This window comes from Shewanella profunda (assembly GCF_023283765.1).
In the GTDB taxonomy this organism is placed as follows: domain Bacteria; phylum Pseudomonadota; class Gammaproteobacteria; order Enterobacterales; family Shewanellaceae; genus Shewanella; species Shewanella profunda.
Genome location: NZ_JAKILG010000010.1, coordinates 81,523 through 102,778 on the forward strand (window position 1 = coordinate 81,523; position 21,256 = coordinate 102,778).

At 44.5% G+C, this 21,256-nt stretch carries 19 protein-coding genes and 3 tRNA genes; 13 read left to right on the plus strand and 9 right to left on the minus strand.

What is annotated here, in order from left to right:
* The first annotated feature begins 68 nt into the window (after nucleotides 1–68).
* Nucleotides 69–896, plus strand: a complete 828-nt coding sequence (locus L2744_RS07400; protein ID WP_248991309.1) for a hypothetical protein — start codon at nucleotides 69–71, stop codon at nucleotides 894–896.
* A 168-nt stretch (nucleotides 897–1,064) separates the two neighbouring features.
* On the opposite strand, the gene efp is transcribed toward L2744_RS07400, so the two are convergent.
* From efp to L2744_RS07430, 6 genes are all read right to left on the minus strand, one after another.
* Nucleotides 1,065–1,625, minus strand: a complete 561-nt coding sequence (efp, locus tag L2744_RS07405; protein WP_248991310.1) for an elongation factor P — start codon at nucleotides 1,623–1,625, stop codon at nucleotides 1,065–1,067.
* 45 nt (nucleotides 1,626–1,670) lie between these two features.
* Nucleotides 1,671–2,849 (minus strand): elongation factor P maturation arginine rhamnosyltransferase EarP, encoded by a 1,179-nt coding sequence (earP, locus tag L2744_RS07410; RefSeq protein ID WP_248991311.1) that lies wholly within the window; start codon nucleotides 2,847–2,849, stop codon nucleotides 1,671–1,673.
* Between the two features lie 109 nt (nucleotides 2,850–2,958).
* Nucleotides 2,959–3,486, minus strand: a complete 528-nt coding sequence (gene fldA, locus L2744_RS07415; protein WP_011789429.1) for a flavodoxin FldA — start codon at nucleotides 3,484–3,486, stop codon at nucleotides 2,959–2,961.
* A gap of 54 nt (nucleotides 3,487–3,540) precedes the next feature.
* On the minus strand, nucleotides 3,541–3,813 hold the full coding sequence (ybfE, locus tag L2744_RS07420) for a LexA regulated protein (RefSeq protein WP_248991312.1): 273 nt from the start codon (nucleotides 3,811–3,813) through the stop codon (nucleotides 3,541–3,543).
* A gap of 11 nt (nucleotides 3,814–3,824) precedes the next feature.
* A complete protein-coding gene (locus L2744_RS07425) occupies nucleotides 3,825–4,046 on the minus strand; it encodes a DUF2788 domain-containing protein (protein WP_248991313.1) in 222 nt (73 codons plus the stop codon).
* A 101-nt stretch (nucleotides 4,047–4,147) separates the two neighbouring features.
* Nucleotides 4,148–4,924, minus strand: coding sequence for an alpha/beta fold hydrolase (locus L2744_RS07430; protein WP_248991314.1), 777 nt, complete (start codon nucleotides 4,922–4,924; stop codon nucleotides 4,148–4,150).
* A gap of 282 nt (nucleotides 4,925–5,206) precedes the next feature.
* Here L2744_RS07430 and seqA point away from each other — a divergent pair, with 282 nt between their 5' ends.
* Nucleotides 5,207–5,767 carry a replication initiation negative regulator SeqA gene (seqA, locus tag L2744_RS07435; RefSeq protein WP_248991315.1) on the plus strand — a complete coding sequence of 187 codons (561 nt, stop codon included), beginning with the start codon at nucleotides 5,207–5,209 and terminating at the stop codon, nucleotides 5,765–5,767.
* Nucleotides 5,768–5,836: 69 nt separating this feature from the next.
* A complete protein-coding gene (gene pgm / locus L2744_RS07440; protein WP_248991316.1) occupies nucleotides 5,837–7,489 on the plus strand; it encodes a phosphoglucomutase (alpha-D-glucose-1,6-bisphosphate-dependent) in 1,653 nt (550 codons plus the stop codon).
* A 115-nt stretch (nucleotides 7,490–7,604) separates the two neighbouring features.
* On the opposite strand, the gene msrA is transcribed toward pgm, so the two are convergent.
* Complete coding sequence (msrA, locus tag L2744_RS07445) at nucleotides 7,605–8,084, minus strand: peptide-methionine (S)-S-oxide reductase MsrA (protein WP_248991317.1); 480 nt, start codon at nucleotides 8,082–8,084, stop codon at nucleotides 7,605–7,607.
* Between the two features lie 294 nt (nucleotides 8,085–8,378).
* On the opposite strand from msrA, the gene astE reads away from it, so the two are divergent.
* The 5 genes from astE to nadA all read left to right on the plus strand — a co-directional run bounded on the left by astE (nucleotide 8,379) and on the right by nadA (nucleotide 14,584).
* Complete coding sequence (astE, locus tag L2744_RS07450; protein WP_248991318.1) at nucleotides 8,379–9,413, plus strand: succinylglutamate desuccinylase; 1,035 nt, start codon at nucleotides 8,379–8,381, stop codon at nucleotides 9,411–9,413.
* Nucleotides 9,414–9,574: 161 nt separating this feature from the next.
* Nucleotides 9,575–10,753, plus strand: coding sequence for a thiamine pyrophosphate-dependent dehydrogenase E1 component subunit alpha (locus L2744_RS07455; RefSeq protein WP_248991319.1), 1,179 nt, complete (start codon nucleotides 9,575–9,577; stop codon nucleotides 10,751–10,753).
* Between the two features lie 3 nt (nucleotides 10,754–10,756).
* Nucleotides 10,757–11,734, plus strand: a complete 978-nt coding sequence (locus tag L2744_RS07460) for an alpha-ketoacid dehydrogenase subunit beta (RefSeq protein ID WP_248991320.1) — start codon at nucleotides 10,757–10,759, stop codon at nucleotides 11,732–11,734.
* 9 nt (nucleotides 11,735–11,743) lie between these two features.
* A complete protein-coding gene (locus L2744_RS07465; RefSeq protein WP_248991321.1) occupies nucleotides 11,744–13,369 on the plus strand; it encodes a dihydrolipoyllysine-residue acetyltransferase in 1,626 nt (541 codons plus the stop codon).
* 132 nt (nucleotides 13,370–13,501) lie between these two features.
* Complete coding sequence (nadA, locus tag L2744_RS07470; protein ID WP_248991322.1) at nucleotides 13,502–14,584, plus strand: quinolinate synthase NadA; 1,083 nt, start codon at nucleotides 13,502–13,504, stop codon at nucleotides 14,582–14,584.
* 158 nt (nucleotides 14,585–14,742) lie between these two features.
* Here the strand turns inward: nadA and gap are convergent, their stop codons facing one another.
* Entirely contained in the window at nucleotides 14,743–15,753 is a 1,011-nt protein-coding gene (gene gap, locus L2744_RS07475) for a type I glyceraldehyde-3-phosphate dehydrogenase (RefSeq protein ID WP_248991323.1), read from the minus strand.
* Between the two features lie 207 nt (nucleotides 15,754–15,960).
* Complete coding sequence (locus L2744_RS07480; protein WP_248991324.1) at nucleotides 15,961–16,848, minus strand: DUF2989 domain-containing protein; 888 nt, start codon at nucleotides 16,846–16,848, stop codon at nucleotides 15,961–15,963.
* 203 nt (nucleotides 16,849–17,051) lie between these two features.
* Between L2744_RS07480 and L2744_RS07485 the strand changes: the two genes are divergently transcribed.
* The 5 genes from L2744_RS07485 (at nucleotide 17,052) to L2744_RS07505 (ending at nucleotide 21,152) form a co-directional block, all read left to right on the plus strand.
* On the plus strand, nucleotides 17,052–18,485 hold the full coding sequence (locus L2744_RS07485) for a glyceraldehyde-3-phosphate dehydrogenase (protein WP_248991325.1): 1,434 nt from the start codon (nucleotides 17,052–17,054) through the stop codon (nucleotides 18,483–18,485).
* Nucleotides 18,486–18,828: 343 nt separating this feature from the next.
* Nucleotides 18,829–18,904: transfer RNA gene (locus L2744_RS07490), tRNA-Gly, on the plus strand.
* Between the two features lie 23 nt (nucleotides 18,905–18,927).
* Nucleotides 18,928–19,001 (plus strand) — tRNA-Cys (locus L2744_RS07495).
* A gap of 50 nt (nucleotides 19,002–19,051) precedes the next feature.
* Nucleotides 19,052–19,138, plus strand: a tRNA-Leu gene (locus tag L2744_RS07500).
* Nucleotides 19,139–19,694: 556 nt separating this feature from the next.
* The gene (locus L2744_RS07505) at nucleotides 19,695–21,152 is read left to right on the plus strand and encodes a L,D-transpeptidase family protein (protein ID WP_248991326.1); all 1,458 of its coding nucleotides are present in this window, start codon (nucleotides 19,695–19,697) and stop codon (nucleotides 21,150–21,152) included.
* The last annotated feature ends 104 nt before the right edge of the window (nucleotides 21,153–21,256 follow it).

A 21,256-nucleotide genomic window follows, 5' to 3' on the forward strand; every position in this document is an offset into this window, starting at 1 on the left:
GTGATGTGAGCGGTGATCTACAACAATGAGCAAATGCATTATTTATTAAGGGAATAATAGGATCGAGAATGGATAAGAAAGCGAAAAAAATACTGTTTTCTACTTACTGGAAAAACGGCTGGATAGATTCAAAAGACAGAGTCATAAATCCTGAAGATTTTGAATATGCAAAGTCAAAGGGGCTTATGTTTGAGCCGTTTTCAATCTCCCACGACGAATGCATTTTATCGATTGTTAATTTTGTGGGAGACATTAGCAGAGAACAAATAGCAAAAGGTTTTTTAAGTAGCCTGACGTCTCGTAGATTGGATCTGAGATCTTCATTGTCTTCGTACTCAATTGCTAAACATATACCCGCACATCAATATACGCCGGTTATCTCTGGAACTTCATATAAAGAGGGGATAGCAACATCCCATTCTTACACTTGTAGTATTTGTAGGGATGTTCAATACGGGGTTGTGGGTGCAGAAACTTATGTTAACACTGATCTTAATGTTCTTAATTTTGAACGAATAAAATGGGGAGGTGTGCGTCATGGCAATATCCTTTATATACTCTTTGACTTAGAGCAATTCAACAATACGGATATTCCTGAGCCCACTTCTGATGATATTTTATGCTTTAAGGAAATCTTGAAAACAATTGAAAACTCAGAGCCAGAAGATTATCCAAGTACACTTGAAAAACGCTTAGCGACAGTTATTAAATCCAGCAAAACAGAAAGACAGATATTAATTGAAATTTTAGCCAGTATGGGGGTATTAAAGCCAAGTCATTATGATAGACCCAGAAGGGGCAAAAATGACTGGGTTTTTGCTGAGTATTGGCGAGGCGAGGATAAATACAGCCGTGAAGCCATAGGTGAATATTTTGGCAAGTATATACAGTTGTGAGCAAGGCAGTGACTATTATCCTTTGCTAGGAACTCATCAAATACGCATACTTTGGCTGCAATATTCAGCGTTCGAGTTTGATAGATTAAGCCGCTAATAGGATAAAACCAGCGTATAAAAAAGCCAGTGCAAGCACTGGCTGTTAACGTCTGGTAACGGGAAGGGCGATTAAACGCGCTTCTTGAATTCACCAGTACGAGTGTCGATTTCAATTTTATCGCCTACTTTCACGAAGTCAGCAACACTGACAGTGCCGCCGCCAGTGATAGTCGCTGGCTTCATCACTTTACCTGAAGTATCGCCACGAGCTGAAGGCTCAGTGTAGATCACTTCACGTACGATAGTGGTTGGCATTTCAACAGAGATAGCTTTGCCATCATAGAAAGTCACTTGGCAAGTTTCTTCCATACCGTCAACGATATAAGCCGCTGCATCACCTAAGTTTTCAGCTTCTACGTCGTATTGGTTGTATTCTGCATCCATAAATACAAACATAGGATCAGCAAAGTAAGAATAAGTACAATCCAGACGATCTAAGACGATGTCTTCTAACTTATCTTCACCTTTGAAAGTGGTTTCAGTACCAGAGTTAAGCAGTAAGTTCTTTAACTTTAACTTAACGATAGCAGCGTTACGGCCAGAACGAGTTGTTTCAGTTTTCTGTACAACCCATGGGCTGCCATCTAACATGATCACGTTACCAGGACGGATTTCATGAGCAGTTTTCATTACACTATTTCCTATATGTAGATTTTCTATTTTCAGCGCAGCATCTTAGCTTTTTTTAACGAATTGGACTAGCCGAGTTGCTAGATCTGCAGCATTTATTGCGTCAATCGGCCATTGTTTAGCATGTTGCAACAAGGGCAAATCAACTGGATTAAGGTTTTGCCAGTGAGTTTTCACGGCAGATTGCAATCCTTGGTTGAATGCTAGATTCAATTTAGTCCAAGTTTGTGCAATTTCAGGGGGCAGATTATCGCAGTAAAGTTGGATAAAAGCTTCTAATTTTACGAGATGGTAGTCATCTTCTTGCGGATAAATATGCCAAATAAAGGGTTTTGCAGCCCATTGTGCCCTAAGGAAACTATCTTCACCACGCACGATATTAACATCACAACTCCAGAGCAGACGATCAAACCCCTGCTGATCTGTCATCGGTAAAATATGCAGAGTTAAGTTGCCATGGTTAATCTGCTGTCCGGCAACGAGATTGTCGATGTCGCAGGGTAATAGATGTATTAAGCTATTTAAACTGCGGCCTTTGGGAATTAGGGCATGAATTTTTTGTTCTGATTGCTGCCATAACTCACAAAGCGCACTCAGCGCCTCGGTTTCATAGCTAAAGATGCTGACAACCGTATCCTGCGACTCAATGCCGGTAAGACCGAGTGTATTGAAAAGTTGCAATTTATTTGAGGGGTCGGCTTGCCAGGCATCACGCTCTGTAAACAAATTTTGCTCGCAGATAAGACCGCCCGTTTTTGCCGTAAAGCCAGGAAAGTAGAAAAACTTTTTCAACCTATCGGCTTGTAACGATGGCAAACCATGGCAACCTTCGACCCAATCTTCGGCACTTAAATATTCTAAATTCAACCAGATAGGTACAAGTTTAGGGTCTAATTGCTGTAGATGAAGCAACTGATTTTTAACTGTTGCGGGTAATTCACAGGCAAAGGCTTCTATGAGCACTTCTCCAGCCACAAACTCGATAACTAGAGGGGTTCTCCAATGAAGAATATTCACACCATTGAATGATTGAGATGCTAGCAGTGGATCGAGTGAAGGTAATATGTGCGAGAAGCTGTTGAGATCGTCGACCCATAAGTTAACGGGGATCTGATATTCATGCGCCAGTTGTTTGGCCAAACGCCAAGTTACGCCGATATCACCGTAGTTATCGACAACGGTACAAAATATATCCCAATGATTGGAGCAGGGCGTTTTGATCATGAGTTTGGTATTTCGTTATTCAGCAATGAAACTATCTAATTTTTATGCATAAAAATATATACATAAAAAAAGCGGCGTTAAGGCCGCTTTATTCAAATGGTTAGCAGAATTAATCTTCTAACTCGGCTAGGCACATTTCTTCGTAAATTTGCTTAACCCAAGCATCGACACGTTCTTCGGTCAGTTCTGGCTGACGATCTTCATCAATACCTAAACCGATAAAGTGATCGTCATCAACTTGTCCTTTGGATGCTTCAAAGTTGTAACCTGCAGTAGGCCAATGACCTATGATAATACCACCGCGGGCTTGTACTATATCACCCACCATGCCCATGGCATCAAGGAAATACTCGGCGTAGTCTTCTTGGTCACCACAACCAAAAATTGCAACAAGTTTGTCGGTAAAATCAATTTGCTCAAGCTCAGGGAAGAAATCATCCCAGTCACATTGTGCTTCGCCATAATACCAGGTCGGGATGCCGAACAGCAGCAGGTCATATTCTGCGATCTGTTCTTTGGTACTCTTGGCGATATCTTTCACCTCAACCATTTTCTTACCCAGTTTTTTCTGGATCATCTTGGCTACAGCTTCGGTGTTACCTGTGTCGCTACCGAAAAAAAGACCTACAGTTGCCATTGTCTACCCTTTAATGTCTAGTTCACTTATTAGGTTAATCTTGCTGGTACTCGTTCAGCATTCAAGCTGTTGCTGAAGAATTAATTCGATTAACTGGCTACGGCTGATGTTACTGGCCAATGCCTGCTCATTCAAGGCGTCATACAAATCTTGTGACACCTTTAACTCTATTCGCTTTAATCCATTGGCTTTATCGCGCTGGATCTGATTGCGCTTGTTGACCTTAAGCTGCTGGCTACGGGACAGAGGATTGCTACGTGGTCGGCCCCGGCGCTTCTCATTGGCAAAAAGGTCAATGGTGGTTCTGTCTGTTGCTTCTTTTGCCATGTTCTTGTTGTTTAACCGATCCCTGAGCCTTCCCAAGTAATCTGGATAATACCTTTTACAATAAACCCGGCACAGCCGAGAAATAACACTAACCAAACAATATATCGGCCAAATTTCGGCACATTGCCTTGTTTAAGCACATCGTGGATTGCCATGCCGATAAAGAAGAATATCGAGGCAAAAAACAAGTTCAGGCCGATGGTTTCTATTTGTTCCATATACTGAGATAACATACTTTCTTAGTCCTCTAGATACTTCTAAGGCCAAAAGAGGCGCGAATATATCACATCAAGATGGCCGCTGCTACCTGCTTTAGGCCGAGTTTGACCGTGATTTACATTGATTGTTTGTCAATAAATTCAGACACAATTCGATTAAAAATCGCGGGTTTTTGGGCATGTAACCAATGACCACATCCTTCGAGAGTTTTCGCCTGTGCCGCGGGGAATTGACTCATGATCGCACTTCTGTGCTCGCCAGTCACATAGTTCGAGTCGCCGCCGCGAATAAAGAGGCTTGGGCCTTGATAAACCTGAACAGGTTCAGTGGCTTGATTATACCAACCAATAATATTGGGATAACTCGCTTTTAAACCAGCCAAGTTCATCTTCCAGTAAAATCCTGTATCGGTACGCTGTAGGTTTTTCAACAAGAATTGCGCCGTCGCTTCGTCAATGCCACCCTCGATTAAGTGATTTAAGGCAAAGCGTCGGTCGGTATGACCTTCTAAGGGTAAGCTTTCTAAGGCTGCGAATACAGCATCGTGTCTTGGCTCATAAGCAACGGGTGCGATATCGGCAGCCACCATGCTGATAATTCGTTCAGGAAAGGCTAATGCCGTTGCCATGGCGATTTTTCCGCCCATAGAGTGACCGATGATGTGCGCGTGAGCGATGTCAAGGTTATCGAGCAAATCTATCATGGCATGGGCAAGGCGAGGGTAATCCATATGATCCCAATGTTCACTTAAACCATGGTTAGGCACATCAACACGAATAACTTGGTGCTTGCTTTCTAGCACTTGGCCTAAGCCCTTGAGATTATCTAAATTACCAAACAGGCCGTGGATAGCGAGTACCGCATGCCCTTGACCTGAGGAAACATAATTCATGGATTTTCCTGTGGGAGGTTTGCTTTTGTGACGCGGATTGTGCTCCTAATGCGACGGGGTTGACAAGTCTTGCGGTTGAGAGAGGGCTAACTTGGCTGCTTTTTCAGCGATTATTATGCTTCTGATAACTTGATGTGCAATTTTACACAATTTTAGATTAATGATGCTTTATCAGATTGATAGACATAGATACACTGAGTGCGATCCCAACGATCTCACTTTGGGATCGTCTGTGGTACATTTTTTCGGTTAAGCCTATCGAATAACAAAGGATAAAAGGTTATGAAATATATCGAAGTGGATGAAGAGCTCTATCGTCATATTGCCAGCAAAACAGAACGTATTGGTGAGAGCGCCTCTGACATTCTCCGTCGATTACTCGGCCTTTCCGTCGATAGGGTCGAACCAGCACTGCCACTTTCGATTAGTGAGCCAAGTTTAGATGCGGTTCAGCCTGAGACGCCATTTCATGCCTCCGCTCCTACACAAGCTGCGGCACAATCCCTGAATGACTTCAATCAATTAGTTGATGAGCATAAATTATCGCTACAAAAGGGTGCTGTGGGGCGTTTCTTATTTTTACTGGAAAGCTTGTATCAGTTAACCCCTAAGCAATTCGCACAGATTTTGCACATTCAAGGCCGCGATCGCTTGTATTTTGCCCGCTCGCGTGAAGAGTTGCTCGAAGCCAGTGCCTCCGCAAATCCAAAGGAAATTGGCTCGAGTGGATTTTGGGTGACTACTAACAACAATACCGCTAAAAAACGCGCGATTTTGTCTGAAGTATTAGTGCAGTTTGGTTGTGATGCTGAAATTGCTGCCAGTATTGCAGAGCGAGTGTAGGTGTTCAAAACGTAGCAAATGCTGCGTTAACTTTATTTTTTAACTGTAATTTTAGTAGGAGATCTACAGGTGGCAATACATCAACGGGCAGGACAAATCGCAAGTCAGATGGATCTGGTGAATATTCCAAAACTGATGAGCCATTATTACAGCATAAAACCCAATGTGGATTATGTGCAGCAACGAGTGACTTTTGGTACCTCAGGTCACCGAGGCTGCGCCTTTAATGCTAGCTTTAACCAAGATCATATCTGGGCGATCACCCAAGCTGTGGTGGATTACCGTCAATCGGTGAACATCAATGGACCTTTGATCCTTGGAATTGATACCCATGCGTTATCCTATGCTGCCTACTTATCGGCAATTGAAGTGTTGGCCGCGAATAAAGTCACTGTGCACATTCAGCAAAACGATGGATTCACGCCAACGCCAGTGGTTTCCCATGCGGTGATTTGTGCCAATCGTGAAGCTAATCTTAACGGCGCGGCACTTAGCGATGGTCTTATTATCACGCCCTCACACAACCCGCCACAGGATGGGGGCATCAAGTACAATCCTCCCCATGGCGGTCCGGCTGAAGGCAATATCACGGCTTGGATTGAATCGCGGGCAAATGACTATTTGCACCAGCAGTTAGTGGGTGTAAACAAATTAAGTTATGCGGAGGCGTTGGCTTCTGGCTATGTACATGCAATTGATTTTATCACGCCTTATGTTGCTGATTTAGAAAGCGTCGTTGATATGCAGGCGATAGCCAAGGCTAAATTACGTATTGGTGTTGATCCACTCGGTGGCTCGGGTATTTTCTACTGGTCACACATTGCCAAACATTACGGTGTGGATATCACCTTAGTGAACGATAAAGTTGACCCAAGCTTTAGTTTTATGCCGCTAGATAAAGACGGCAAAATCCGGATGGATTGCTCATCACCCTATGCGATGGCTGGATTACTGGCCCATAAAGAAAATTATGATTTATGCCTTGGTAACGATCCCGACTATGACCGTCACGGCATTGTCTGCCCAGGTACGGGTTTGATGGATCCTAACCATTATCTCGCAGTCGCCATCGATTATTTACTGACGCACAGACCGGATTGGAGCGATACCTTAGCCATAGGTAAAACCTTAGTGTCGAGTGCACTTATCGATAAGATCTGCGCTTTCCATGGCAAAAAGTTACTCGAAGTGCCTGTGGGCTTTAAGTGGTTTGTCGATGGTTTAGCCGAAGCGACCATTGCCTTTGGCGGGGAAGAGAGTGCTGGTGCGGCATTTTTACGCCGTGATGGCACCACTTGGTGCACGGATAAAGACGGTTTTATCCTAGGTTTACTCGCGGCTGAAATCCTTGCTGTAACGGGTAAAACCCCTGGTCAGCGTCACCAAGAGTTAGTAAAGCAATTTGGCCAAAGCTTCTATAAGCGTATCGATAGCCCAATCAGCCTTGAAAACAAAGCCAAGTTTGCTTTGCTAAATGCCGACACCTTAAACGCCACTGTGCTTGCGGGTGAGCCTATCGATAATGTACTCACCCATGCGCCGGGTAATAATGCTGCCATTGGTGGCATTAAAGTAACCACAGCCAATGGTTGGTTTGCCGCGCGCCCATCGGGCACTGAAGCGTTATTTAAGATCTACGGCGAGAGCTTTATCAGTGAGCAGCATTTGGCTGAGATTATCAAAGATGCGCAGGCATTAATTGATAAGGCGCTGAACGCTTAATGCAGCAGTAGGTTTAGCTAACGTCTCAAAATAAAAACGCACTCAGATTTGAGTGCGTTTTTGTTTGTGTCTAATTCAGCTGTGAGTAGTTGATCTAATACTGATTTGACCGTATTTAGTACTCGATATGACAACTCGGTAAGTTATTCTTATCAATATAGTTTTGATGATATTCCTCAGCCACATGGAACTGTTGCAGTGGTACAATCTCAGTGACGATGTGACGTAATCCCCAGCGGCCCGAACGGGCGAAAGCCAATTTTGATGCTTCTGCAATGGCTTTTTGCTCGCGGTCATGGAAAAAAATGGTACTACGATACTGAGTACCAATATCTCCGCCTTGCATGTTCAGACTGGTTGGATTGTGATTGTTCCAAAACACATCCAATAAATCCTCATAACTAACAATGGCGGGATCAAATTCCACTTGAACCACTTCAGCGTGGCCCGTTTTGCCCTTTTTCACTTCTTCGTAGGTCGTCGCCGCATTATTGCCACCCATGTATCCACATGTGGCATTTAATACGCCATTCACTTGCCTAAAAAAATACTCCACGCCCCAGAAACAGCCGGCACCGAAAGTTGCTAACGCCATAATCAATCCAATAGAAGTCTAGATGGCTAAGGATTGTATTAAACTGAGCGTTAAAAGCAAGTACGGCAGTAAAATTTTATACTGTTGTCACCGCGCGTGATGTTTAACCTATCGAAAGTGTAGCCATTATTTTTTACCGCAAAAACTACGTAGTTCAACCAGATGTCGGATATATCGGTGAAAAACTTGTGTTAGTATTGAAGCGCTTTTGAAGGTGAGTAGTAGTGATCAGGTGTTGTAGGGTTATTTACCGCTTGGCTCTTACCTTTAACACACCATTATAAGGAGAATTCTGTGTTACAAGCTCTGTTAGATTCAAAGGATTTTTTAGCGCTGACCCTAGCCAATCCTGAACAGTTCGGCGATGAGTTTAGCTTCAATTTAGGGGAACATACCCGAGTAGAAGTTTGGGATACTGGGGTGATCGTTTTTGAACCTGTCCAAGCTAAAGCTAAAGATATTATCCTTTCCTGTGGTGTCCATGGTAACGAAACTGCCCCGATAGAGCTCTGTAACACATTAATAACGCAGCTTTTAGAGCAAAAGCATATTGCCAAACAGCGTACTTTATTCCTTATTGGTAACCCATTAGCTATTAATAATGGCACGCGGATTATCGACGAGAATATGAATCGTCTGTTTAGTGGTGAACATTCAAATCCGCCGGGATTAGTCAATCCTGAACGATTACGCGCGAAAAAACTCGAAGTCTATGTGGACAGATTTTTTACCGCGGCTGCCGATGGACGTCAGCGCATTCATTATGATCTGCACACGGCGATGCGGGCCTCGAAGCATGAAAAGTTTGCTATCTATCCCTATCGCCCAGGGCGCGCCTTTAGCGGCGAGCAAATCATGTTTTTAGCCGCAAGTGGCATAGATACCGTATTGTTCCACCACGAACCGACCACGACCTTTAGCTATTTTTCCTCCGAACGCTACGGCGCCGATGCCTTTACCATTGAGCTTGGCAAAGTGTATCCCATGGGGCAAAACGACATGACGCGTTTTATCGCCACCCATGAAATGTTTATGCGCTTGATCACCGCTAAGCCGTTGGAGTTGGATGCATTTGATGCCAATAAGGTTAACTTGTATCAGGTCTGTCGAGTCATCAATAAACATTTCGATGATTTTGAATTTACCTTCGCTACCGATGTCGAAAACTTCAGATCTTTCCCAAAAGGCTTTGTCTTAGCGCGGGAAGGTGGGCAAGAAATTAAAGTGGAACAGGAATTTGAGTCTGTCGTGTTTCCCAATGCCAAAGTGCCTATTGGCAATCGCACTGTGATTTGCCTGATCCCTGCGGTGAATGCGGACGTGCATTAGGCTTGTAAAGCAATATATACATGTGAGTCAGGGATAACTTGTCGTTTGAGCTATACCAATGGTTGATAGGTAGTTTACGTTAACGTAATGTTCGTCGACATATTCGTATAAACAGACGCATCAAAACGCTTTGATGCGTAATGAGATAACAAGAGCACAATATGAGCAAAGCAACACTCAACACTGATACAGTGCACCGTGTCGGCTTCTTGGATAAGGCATCGCTACACATTCCTATCCTTCGAATTCTACAAGCCGACGGCACTACCTATGAAACCGCGGTTTTGCCTGCGATAGATGAAACCTTAGCCACTAAAATTTACGATACCTGTGTGTTCACTCGGGTGCTTGATGAACGTATGCTCGGCGCCCAGCGTCAAGGGCGCATCAGCTTCTACATGACCTGTACGGGTGAAGAAGCGGCGATTGTCGGCAGTGTGGCCGCACTCGATCAAGAAGACGTTATCCTTGCGCAATATCGCGAGCATGCGGCACTGCGTTATCGCGGCTTTACCACTGAACAGTTTATGAATCAGATGTTCAGTAACGAGAAAGATCTCGGTAAAGGTCGCCAAATGCCAATTCACTACGGCAGTGCGGCATTACACTATCAAACGATTTCTTCACCGTTAGCCACGCAAATCCCGCAGGCGACAGGTGTGGGTTACAGTTTAAAAATGCAAGGTAAGCGCAAGGTCGCCGTCTGCTATTTTGGCGAAGGCGCTGCATCGGAAGGGGATTTCCATGCCGGTCTAAATATGGCTGCGGTACTGAAATGCCCAGTGATTTTCTTCTGCCGTAACAATGGCTACGCCATTTCAACACCCACCGAAGAACAGTTTGCCGGTAACGGTATCGCCAGTCGCGGTGTCGGTTATGGCATGCACACTATTCGTGTTGATGGTAATGATATGTTGGCCGTGCTGGCTGCAACCCAGCAAGCTCGTGCCTATGCGATTGAGCATAATGCGCCTGTGCTGATTGAAGCCATGACTTATCGGCTTGGTGCACATTCATCATCAGACGATCCCTCTGGCTATCGCTCGAAAGATGAAGAAGCCAAGTGGCAGCAACACGACCCCGTTAAACGCTTTAAGTTATGGCTTATCAACAAAGGTTGGTTAGCCGAAGCAGATGACGTGAAACTGCATGAGAAATATCGTGAAGAAGTATTAGCAGCGGTAAAAGTGGCTGAAAAACTGCCAGTCCCTATGCTGGATGAAATTATTGAAGATGTGTACGACAAGCCGACGCCTGTGCTGAAAAAGCAACTCAGCGATCTTAAAGAACATATCAAAAAATATCCGCAAGCCTATCCAAAAAGTGCAGGGAGACTATAAGCCGTGGCAGAAATGAATATGTTACAGGCCGTCAATGAGGCCTTGTCGATTGCCATGCAAGCCGATGAACGCATGGTGGTTTTTGGTGAAGATGTGGGCCACTTTGGCGGGGTATTTCGCGCCACTTCCGGTCTTCAAGAAAAATTTGGTCGCGCTCGCTGCTTTAATACCCCGCTGACAGAGCAAGGTATTGCTGGTTTTGCCAATGGGTTAGCCTCAAATGGCATGACTGCCGTGGCTGAAATCCAATTCGCCGATTATATCTTTCCGGCGTTCGATCAAATCGTCAACGAGTCGGCTAAGTTCCGCTACCGCAGCGGTAATGAATTCGATGTCGGTGGTTTAGTGTTCCGTACGCCCTATGGCGGCGGCATCGCTGGCGGCCATTATCACTCGCAATCACCCGAAGCCTATTTTACCCAGACGCCAGGGTTGAAAGTGGTGGTGCCACGTAATCCACAGCAAGCGAAAGGCCTGCTGTTGGCGTCAATCCGTGACAAAAACCCGGTGATATTCTTCGAGCCTAAGCGTTTATATCGCGCATCGGTTGGCGAAGTGCCCGCGGGCGATTATGAAATCGAACTGGGCAAGGCTGAAGTGGTTCGCGAAGGTAAAGATATCACCTTAGTGGCGTGGGGCGCGCAAATGGAAATCCTTGAAAAAGCCGCCGACATGGCCGCTAAAGAAGGGATCTCCTGCGAAATTATCGATTTACGCACCTTGTCACCCTGGGATATAAATACAGTTGCCGATTCCGTCAAAAAGACGGGACGTTTGCTGGTCAATCATGAAGCGCCATTAACGGGTGGTTTTGCTGGTGAAATTGCCGCGACGATTCAGCAAGAATGTTTCTTGTACCTAGAGTCGCCCATCAGCCGCGTTTGTGGTTTAGATACTCCGTACCCACTCATTCATGAAAAAGAATATATGCCAGATGCGCTCAAAACCTTTGAAGCCATCAAAGCATCAGTGACCTTCTAGGAGTCCGGTATGATTAAAGATTTTATTTTGCCGGATATTGGCGAAGGTGTGGTGGAATGTGAGTTGGTTGAGTGGCTGGTCAAAGAAGGCGACACCGTCGTTGAAGATCAACCGATTGCCGATGTCATGACAGACAAAGCACTCGTGCAAATCCCAGCGCCTTTTGCGGGTGTGGTCACTAAGCTTTACTACGCTAAGGGCGATATTGCTAAAGTGCATGCGCCGCTTTATGCCGTACAAATTGAAGGTGCCGTTGAAATTATTGACGAAGAGTCTGTAGTGGCTAAACCTGCTGCAAAGATTGCTGAGCCTATTGCATCAGAGACCCTTGCGACGACAAACGCTAATACGTTATCTCATTCATCCGTTAGCATTGAAGAATTCTTACTACCTGATATCGGCGAAGGCATTGTTGAATGTGAGCTAGTCGAATGGTTAGTGAGCGAAGGTGATAGGGTTGAGGAAGATCAACCGATTGCCGACGTGATGACAGATAAAGCACTGGTGCAAATTCCTGCCATAAAAGCGGGTAAAATTGCCAAACTGCATTATCGCAAAGGTCAACTGGCTAAAGTGCATGCGCCTTTATATGCCATTGAAGTTGAACAGACGGCATCTGCAGCAACGACAAATACTGATACTGTGGCAAGTGCGGCACCCGCAGCGCAGGCAGTGAGTTCTGAACCCGCTCGCCAAGGCAAAGCCTTAGCCAGCCCCGCAGTTCGCCGTATGGCGCGGTCCTTAGATATCGATCTGAGCCGAGTTTCCGGCACAGGCAAACACGGCCGTGTTTACAAGGAAGATATCACTCGCTTCCAACAACAGGGTGCTAATAGTGTTATTTCTGCGGCCCCAAGTGCGACTCAGGTTCAAGCGACTCAAGCTCAAACATCTCTGGCTCAAGTCTCGACATCTGCTGCGACTCAACGCGCCGATACGGTTGAGCCTATTCGCGGCGTAAAAGCTGTGATGGCACGTATGATGGTGGAATCGGTATCGAGCATTCCGCACTTTACCTATTGCGAAGAGTTTGATTTAACAGACTTAGTCGCGCTGCGTGAAAGTATGAAGGCTAAGTATTCCACTGACGAAGTAAAGCTGACCATGATGCCTTTCTTCATGAAGTCTATGTCGCTGGCTATAGGTCAATTCCCTGTGATGAATAGCCAAGTGAATGCCGATTGTACTGAGCTGACCTACAAGGCGCGGCACAATATCGGCATGGCGGTAGATTCTAAAGTCGGTCTATTAGTGCCAAACATTAAAGATGTGCAGGACAAGAGCATTTTAGAAATTGCGGCAGAAATCACCCGTCTGACCCAAGCTGCCCGCAGTGGCCGCGTGGCGCCAGCGGATCTGAAAGACGGCACGATTTCTATTTCTAACATTGGCGCCTTAGGTGGCACAGTGGCAACGCCCATTATCAACAAACCTGAGGTGGCGATTGTGGCCTTAGGTAAGTTGCAAACCTTGCCGCGCTTTAACGCGAAAGGGGAAGTCGAAGCCCGCCAAATCATGCAAGTGAGCTGGTCTGGCGACCATAGAGTTATCGATGGTGGCACGATTGCCCGCTTCTGTAATTTGTGGAAACAGTATCTTGAGCAGCCGCAAGAGATGTTATTAGCGATGCGCTAAGGCGCTGGCACGAATAACTGACACTAAAAGGACGCTAAAAGCGTCCTTTTTTATCTGCATTGCACAAATGGGTTAATCTTTTGATCCCGATTACGTATAATTCCCGAACGTAGTTATCCTGATGGATGTGTTATGAGTCAGTTTGCCCCCAGCCCATTTGCTCCAACAATAGAAACCATTGATTACCCGTTTCCGCCTAAGCCAGTGCCTTTGTCCGATGCGCAAAAAGCCGATTACAAGGTGCGGATCACACAACTGCTCATTGAAAAAGATGCCGTTCTGGTTGCCCACTATTATACCGATCCTGAAATCCAAGCCCTTGCCGAAGAAACGGGCGGCTGCGTTTCAGATTCCTTAGAGATGGCGCGTTTTGGCCGTGATCACAGCGCAAAAACCTTAATCGTTGCTGGGGTCAAATTTATGGGCGAAACCGCCAAGATTTTAAGCCCAGAAAAAACCATTTTAATGCCGACCTTAGAAGCCACGTGTTCATTGGACTTAGGTTGCCCCATCGATAAGTTCAGTGCTTTTTGCGATGCGCACCCAGATCATACTGTGGTGGTTTACGCTAATACCTCTGCGGCAGTTAAAGCGCGCGCCGATTGGGTGGTGACCTCAAGTATTGCCCTTGAAATCGTTGAGCATCTAGACAGCGAAGGTAAAAAGATCATTTGGGGGCCGGATCGTCATTTAGGTAGCTATATTGCCAAACAGACGGGCGCCGACATGCTGATGTGGCAGGGCGATTGTATCGTTCACGATGAGTTTAAATCCAATGCACTGCGTGATTTAAAACGCGTTTACCCCGATGCGGCTATTTTAGTGCATCCTGAATCGCCCGCCAGTGTGGTGGCTATGGCCGATGCCGTTGGCTCTACCAGTCAACTTATTAAAGCGGCGCAGACTATGCCAAATGAGCGTTTTATTGTGGCGACCGATCGCGGCATTTTCTATAAGATGCAGCAGGCAGCACCAGGTAAAATCTTAATCGAAGCGCCAACGGGCGGAAATGGCGCAACCTGTAAGAGCTGCGCCCACTGTCCTTGGATGGCGATGAACGGTTTGCAGGCAATTGAAGCGTCACTTAGCGACAGCGATAAAACCACCCATGAGATTTTTGTGGATGAAGACTTAAGAGTTAAAGCGCTTATTCCGCTGACACGTATGCTGGATTTTGCCAAGACACTGAATATGAAAGTGAAGGGCAACGCTTAAGATTTCCCCTAGCGTGAAATAGGATCCTCGTCATTATGTATGACGGGGATTTTTTCTTTCAGTCATTAACTCTCGAATACAAGACAATAAAAAGCCTCGCTAATGCGAGGCTTGATTGAGTAATGCGTTATCTAGAAACTAGATTATTTCGCATTCAATTACTTGGCATTCATCAGTGCAACCGCGTTATCTAACATACGGTTACTAAAGCCCCACTCGTTATCATACCAAGACATCACTTTCACTAGACGGCCCTTCACACGGGTTTGAGTGGCGTCAAAGTTTGAAGAGAACGGATTGTGGTTAAAGTCGATAGACACTAATGGCTCTTTGTTTACCGCTAACACTTCGCTCAATGGCGCAACGCTGGCAGCACGTTCGATAATAGCATTCACTTCTTCGACCGTAGTATCGCGAGCCGCGATGAAAGATAAATCCACGAGTGATACGTTAACGGTTGGAACACGAACTGCTAAACCGTCGAATTTACCTTGTAATTCAGGAACAACTAAACCTACCGCAGCAGCTGCACCCGTTTTAGTTGGGATCATCGACAGTGCTGCAGCACGGGCACGACGTAAATCTGTATGATACACGTCAGATAAACGTTGATCGTTGGTGTAAGCGTGAATTGTGGTCATCAAACCTGACTCAATACCAATCTCGTCATTTAACGGCTTAGCGAAAGGCGCTAAACAGTTAGTAGTGCAAGAAGCATTTGAAATCACAGTCATATCTGACGTCAATACGTTGTTGTTCACACCGTAAACGACAGTAGCATCCACGTTTTTACCTGGGGCAGAAATAATGACTTTCTTTGCGCCAGCAGTTAAATGTGGTTGCACGGTTTCTTTTGAAGTGAAGATACCAGTACATTCAAAAACCACGTCAACTTGCAAGTCAGCCCAAGGCAGTTTTGATGGATCACGTTCTTGGAAGGTCAAGATCTTATCGCCATTGACGTAAATTGCTTCGGCATCATGGTCAACTTTCGCATTGAAGCGACCATGAACTGAATCGTATTTCGTCAGGTGAGCGTTAATTGAAGCGTCGCCTAGATCGTTAATGGCGACAATTTCGATTGGATAAGCTTTTTCGCTTTCGTACAAGGCGCGTAATACGTTTCTACCGATACGGCCATAACCATTTATTGCTACACGGATAGTCATCTCATATCCCTCTGGTGATTATAAAATTCAACTGGTAGTAAAATTACCAAACTGACAGCTATCGTCAAGCTAAATCGGCATTTTACCTAGGATTCGGTTAACAATTTAGGTGATTTTTTTACATCGCTCGCGGAATCATCATTTTTAGTACCATAATTGGATGAAAAATTACAAGATGGCAAACATTTTGCCGATCCCATTTTAGTGCTATTTTTCCGGCACTGGCTCCTCGGCCATGGTTTCTGTTGGCGAGGCTATCGACTCTGGTTCGAGCCACTTTCGCACAGAGCTTGTGGAGTAGTTGCCATTTTTTAATGCATCAATGAGCGTTTGAGCATATTTATCAAGTTTTGCTGCCAAAATTTTGTTGTTACCCAGCAAGGCGAGCATCTTATCCTCAGAATATTTCTGCTGTGTGAGAAGTAAATTTGCCTTAGTTAACATGTAAGTCTTATCAAACTGCTGTTCGTGGCGAAAAGCCGATGCTAGGCCCAATAACCAATCAGCATCAAAATCATCGTATTGAATTTCTGAGAACACTTTAAGATACAGCTGTTGCGCTTTAATGGCATTTCGATTGCTGTAGTAAGTAGCCACTTGTGCGAGTAAAAATGGATCGCTAACGTCACCGGCATTTTCTTGATCTAATAGTCGATGTAATGCTGCGGTATCCGCAAAGCGAGTCCATTGGTAGTAAGACATAAAAGGATCTTGCCGTTCACGTGTTTGTTCTTGAAGTAGATTTAAATTTTCGGTACTTAACCTAAAGGCTCTTGCCCTATCTGCGGTGCGACTAGTATGGATGATATGCTGTACACCTGCGGCCAGCTCAATACAACGGCTGTAGTCTTCAAGATAGGTGAGTTGTAAAAATAGCTGTTTGCCCGTGGGATTAGTCGTGTCTTTTAAATTGTAACGGTTCCGGATGAGCTGTGTTTTTTCAGCTAAACACCAACTATCCTTATGCAAATCGGCGCAAATTTCAGGATTATTTTTACAAATAATTGCAATATTTCGGCCATTATCGCAACCGAAAAGACCAAAAAAGCTCATCCCAAGCGTAAATGATGTAATTATTACTAGATTTCGACGCAAAACACCCTCCAAATGGCAAATTTTCTAATAAAATTACAGATTTATAGAAAATATCTTACTGGCAAGAAAGCACGCTTTTCATTACAATGGCGCCGACCAAAACAGGGTTTTTCCTAAAACCCACATAAGATTATTGGTCTTTTCGTCATGTTACTCAAACCTTTCAGTATATTTTATTGAAAAGTGAGATAAAGGATCTATAAATGAGCGCTGATAAACACCTACAAAGTTGGCAAGAACGTTTTGAAATGGCAGAGGCTATGCAGCCTTTGTTAGGTAAGCTGTACCGTAACCAAGGCGTTGAAGTTGTGGTCTATGGTAAGCCGTTACTCAATGCTTCTACTATTGAAATCATTAAAGCGCACCGTTTAGTTCGTCGTCATGTCGGTGAAAAATTACGTTTACGCGAGAGTTTTCCCTTCGTTCAAGCATTAAGCAAACTCGCCGTCAAACAATGCAAAGTGGATATTGGTAAATTAGCCGTTAATTACTGGCGTGATCATACTGATACCAATGAAATTGAAAGTTATATGGCAAAAGAGTTGGCTGATGCTATCGATCATGCCGATGATGTCGCACCGCGCGATGTCGTGCTCTATGGTTTTGGCCGTATCGGTCGCTTATTGGCACGCTTGCTGATTGAACGCACAGGCCGCAGCAATAAGTTAAGATTACGCGCTATTGTGCTGCGTGGCGGTAAGAAAGGTGATTTAGAGAAGCGTGCTAGTCTGCTGCGCCGTGACTCAGTCCATGGGCCATTCAATGGTTCAGTTGAAGTTGATGAAGAAAACAATGCGATCATCGCCAATGGCACCTATATCCAAGTGATTTATGCTAATTCACCCGATGAAGTGGATTACACTAAGTACGACATTAATGATGCATTAGTTGTCGATAATACCGGGATTTGGAAAGATGAAGCTGGCTTAGGTTTACACCTTAAGAGCCCTGGTGCGAGCAAAGTATTGTTAACTGCACCTGCGAAAGGTGCGATTAAAAATATTGTTTATGGTGTAAACGAAGGTGATATCACTGCAGATGATATTATCGTCTCTGCTGCGAGCTGTACTACAAACGCTATTACGCCTGTCCTGAAAGCCGTGAATGATAAATATGGTATCGAGAATGGTCATGTTGAGACAATTCACTCTTATACCAACGATCAAAATTTGATTGATAATTATCATACCGCTGACCGTCGTGGCCGTAGTGCTCCATTAAATATGGTGATCACTGAAACTGGCGCAGCGAAAGCCGTCGCCAAAGCGTTACCTGCGTTAGCAGGCAAGTTAACCGGTAACGCGATTCGAGTGCCAACGCCTAACGTCTCTATGGCTATTATCAGCATGAATTTGAATGCTGAAACCAATAAAGACGAGCTAAATGAATACTTAAAGGATATAGCGCTGCAGTCTCCACTGCAAAATCAAATCGATTACACCGATTCAACTGAAATTGTATCGAGCGATTTGGTAGGTTCACGTTATGCGGGTGTAGTTGACTCCCAAGCAACGATTGCAGAAGGTAAGCGTGCCATTCTATACGTATGGTATGACAACGAATTTGGCTATAGCTGCCAAGTCGTTGGTGTGATGCAGACTATGTTAGGTTTAACGACGCTGTCGTTACCTGCCTAACTGTTGTTTAAGTCAGTGCTCAATGCTTTGTCACCGATGATGTGCAAAGCAAGTGATGCGCAGAGATTAAGTGTAAGCGCCCGAATAGGGCGCTTTTGCTTTACACCCTGAATATCGTCCAACATTTAACATTTTATCCTTTGCCCACAATACAAAATTGAGTACTGAGACATCAACCGATCAGCTTATGGCTGAATATTGGGCAAACGATGTGGCTCTGCGCAGTATTTCAAAATTGTTGATTGACTCTGAGGTCTAAATCGGTAGAATGCCAATCCGCAGTCAGGGAAAGGGTGTTAAATTCAATCCTTGAAGCTTGCACTTTAAGTTTAAGAATGTAAATGCGACATTAGCTCAGTTGGTAGAGCGATACCTTGCCAAGGTATAGGTCATCGGTTCGAACCCGATATGTCGCTCCAAATTTTTTGATAATTTGGTATTTGGCGCGATGGCAGAATGGCTATGCTGCGGATTGCAAATCCGTCGATCTCGGTTCGACTCCGGGTCGCGCCTCCATAGAATAAAATATTGATGACATAACCACCGTCGTTAATATAAAGAGTTTTGCCCGAGTGGTGGAATCGGTAGACACAAGGGATTTAAAATCCCTCGCTGGTAACAGCGTGCCAGTTCAAGTCTGGCCTCGGGTACCATTATTCTGTATGAATAGCATCAAGCCTCAACGATAGTTGGGGCTTTTTTGCATCTTATGTTTGATGTGTTTGCTGCCAGCCTTGAATGGCACGCCTGCGTGCCATTTTTGATACAAGCTGCAGTCTGGCCTCGAGTACCATTAAGCATAGAGCCTCGACATAAGTCGGGGCTTTTTTGCATCTGATGTTCTTATGTTTGATGTGTTTGCTGCCAGCCTTGAATGGCAGGCCTGCGTGCCATTTTTGATACAAGCTGCAGTCTGGCCTCGGGTACCATTAAGCATAGAGCCTCGACATAAGTCGGGGCTTTTTTGTATCTGATGTTTTCAATTTGACTAATAGCTTGGACTCATATCGATCATGCTCCTTGTGTCTGTTGAACAATAGGGACCGGCGTTGCAATATCGACTATCAATATGTCGTAATACATTGAAACTAAAAAAATATACTTTTATATAAATGTTACGTGCACTAGCAATAAATGTGTTTACGTGAAATAGTTTAAGCAGTGGTGAGGACGATTGAGACTTTACGCAGCATGAACAGGGAGAAGTGTATGGCGCCTGCAAAGCGATCTTGGTTTAACAAGCATGGGCAGAGACGATTTAAGATTGTCGTTTACAGCTTGTTATTTTTAGGTGTGCTCGTAAGCAATACTCTTAGGGCTACATCACCCCTTGATAGTCGCATCAATGTTAATTCCTTTCAGCAATATCCCTTCCTCGTAGAGCAAACCCTTTTATTAGATCTCGCGGGCGTAAACCCCTTATTTGGTGTTAATTATCAGACTTTATCACGGGCTAAAACTGAAATACTTCAACCCGATGAGATGGCTCGTATGCAGGGGCAGGTGACGGCGTATTGGCAGCATATGTCAGACTTATCGGGTTGTGATGCTGTAGTTGCAAACAACGCAAACGCCGATCCGATTAGTGATATCCATTATCAGGCAGTGCTTAAGAAGATCAGCCAACTTATACAACTTGAAACCCAATTTTCTTGGGAAACCTTAGTTCTAGAAGAGAAACTCACCCTTGGACAAACTCATCCCACTGTGAACACTATTGCCAAACGTCTTTGGTTATTAGGGGATATGCCAATAGAACCTAATGTTGAACAAACCTATACCGATGAGTTGATGCTTGGTATTAAGCGTTTTCAACTTCGCCATGGTTTACAAACCGATGGGGTGATTGGTAAACAAACCTTGTATTGGTTAAATCAGTCACCCAGTCAACGTGCTGTATTACTAGCGAAAAATGAATTAAGGCAGAGAGTGTTTAGCCGAAAATTAACACCCAGTTACCTTTTAATTAATGTGCCAGCTTTTGAGATGAAACTCGTCGAGCAGGGGCAAACTGTTTTAACCTCTAAGGTCATTGTGGGTAAGTCCTCAAGGCAAACACCGATACTGGATAGTCAAATATCCAGTATTGTCCTTAATCCCAGTTGGCGTGTACCTAGCAGTATTTTACGGCGGGATATTTTGCCTCATATTCGTAAAGACGGTTATTATCTACAGGACCGTGAATTTGATGTTTATGACTATAATGGCCAATTAATCTTACATACACCCGAAGAATGGCAAGAGCTTGCATCTTCCCGTTTTCCTTACCAATTAGTGCAGCGCCCAGGTCCTAGAAATGCATTAGGTAAGTATAAGTTTCATTTTGATAATAGTTTTAGCGTCTATTTACATGGCACTTCTGAGCCAGCTCTTTTTAAAAGAGAGAATAGGGCATTGTCATCGGGCTGTATTCGTATTGAAAAGGTCAATGAGCTAGCACAGTGGTTTAAACGTAATCTTGTTAAAGATAAAGGCTTATGGGATAGACTCGCCCCAAATGTGACATATCCACAGTGGTTTGCACTGACTGAAAAATTACCCGTACATCTCGTTTATTGGACTGCATGGCTTGATGATCAAGGGCAAGCCCATTATCGTAATGATGTCTACCATCTGGAGACTGAGTTTACAAACGCTGTTGCAAGCCCAATTTTTAACACTCCTTAACAGTTTGAACTTTTTAATTATTTGTAAATCTGAGTGTTGAGATCGAGTTTGATACTTGATCCCAGTGCTAATTCAGTATAATTTGCCTCTTTAATGTGCAAAAA

What these genes read in the sequence shown, in the direction of transcription:
- L2744_RS07400 (WP_248991309.1), top strand. Translation starts at nt 69, where the DNA reads ATGGATAAGAAAGCGAAAAAAATACTGTTTTCTACTTACTGGAAAAAC.
- efp (WP_248991310.1), bottom strand. Translation starts at nt 1,625, where the DNA reads ATGAAAACTGCTCATGAAATCCGTCCTGGTAACGTGATCATGTTAGAT.
- earP (WP_248991311.1), bottom strand. Translation starts at nt 2,849, where the DNA reads ATGATCAAAACGCCCTGCTCCAATCATTGGGATATATTTTGTACCGTT.
- fldA (WP_011789429.1), bottom strand. Translation starts at nt 3,486, where the DNA reads ATGGCAACTGTAGGTCTTTTTTTCGGTAGCGACACAGGTAACACCGAA.
- ybfE (WP_248991312.1), bottom strand. Translation starts at nt 3,813, where the DNA reads ATGGCAAAAGAAGCAACAGACAGAACCACCATTGACCTTTTTGCCAAT.
- L2744_RS07425 (WP_248991313.1), bottom strand. Translation starts at nt 4,046, where the DNA reads ATGTTATCTCAGTATATGGAACAAATAGAAACCATCGGCCTGAACTTG.
- L2744_RS07430 (WP_248991314.1), bottom strand. Translation starts at nt 4,924, where the DNA reads ATGAATTATGTTTCCTCAGGTCAAGGGCATGCGGTACTCGCTATCCAC.
- seqA (WP_248991315.1), top strand. Translation starts at nt 5,207, where the DNA reads ATGAAATATATCGAAGTGGATGAAGAGCTCTATCGTCATATTGCCAGC.
- msrA (WP_248991317.1), bottom strand. Translation starts at nt 8,084, where the DNA reads ATGGCGTTAGCAACTTTCGGTGCCGGCTGTTTCTGGGGCGTGGAGTAT.
- L2744_RS07455 (WP_248991319.1), top strand. Translation starts at nt 9,575, where the DNA reads ATGAGCAAAGCAACACTCAACACTGATACAGTGCACCGTGTCGGCTTC.
- L2744_RS07465 (WP_248991321.1), top strand. Translation starts at nt 11,744, where the DNA reads ATGATTAAAGATTTTATTTTGCCGGATATTGGCGAAGGTGTGGTGGAA.
- nadA (WP_248991322.1), top strand. Translation starts at nt 13,502, where the DNA reads ATGAGTCAGTTTGCCCCCAGCCCATTTGCTCCAACAATAGAAACCATT.
- gap (WP_248991323.1), bottom strand. Translation starts at nt 15,753, where the DNA reads ATGACTATCCGTGTAGCAATAAATGGTTATGGCCGTATCGGTAGAAAC.
- L2744_RS07485 (WP_248991325.1), top strand. Translation starts at nt 17,052, where the DNA reads ATGAGCGCTGATAAACACCTACAAAGTTGGCAAGAACGTTTTGAAATG.
- L2744_RS07505 (WP_248991326.1), top strand. Translation starts at nt 19,695, where the DNA reads ATGGCGCCTGCAAAGCGATCTTGGTTTAACAAGCATGGGCAGAGACGA.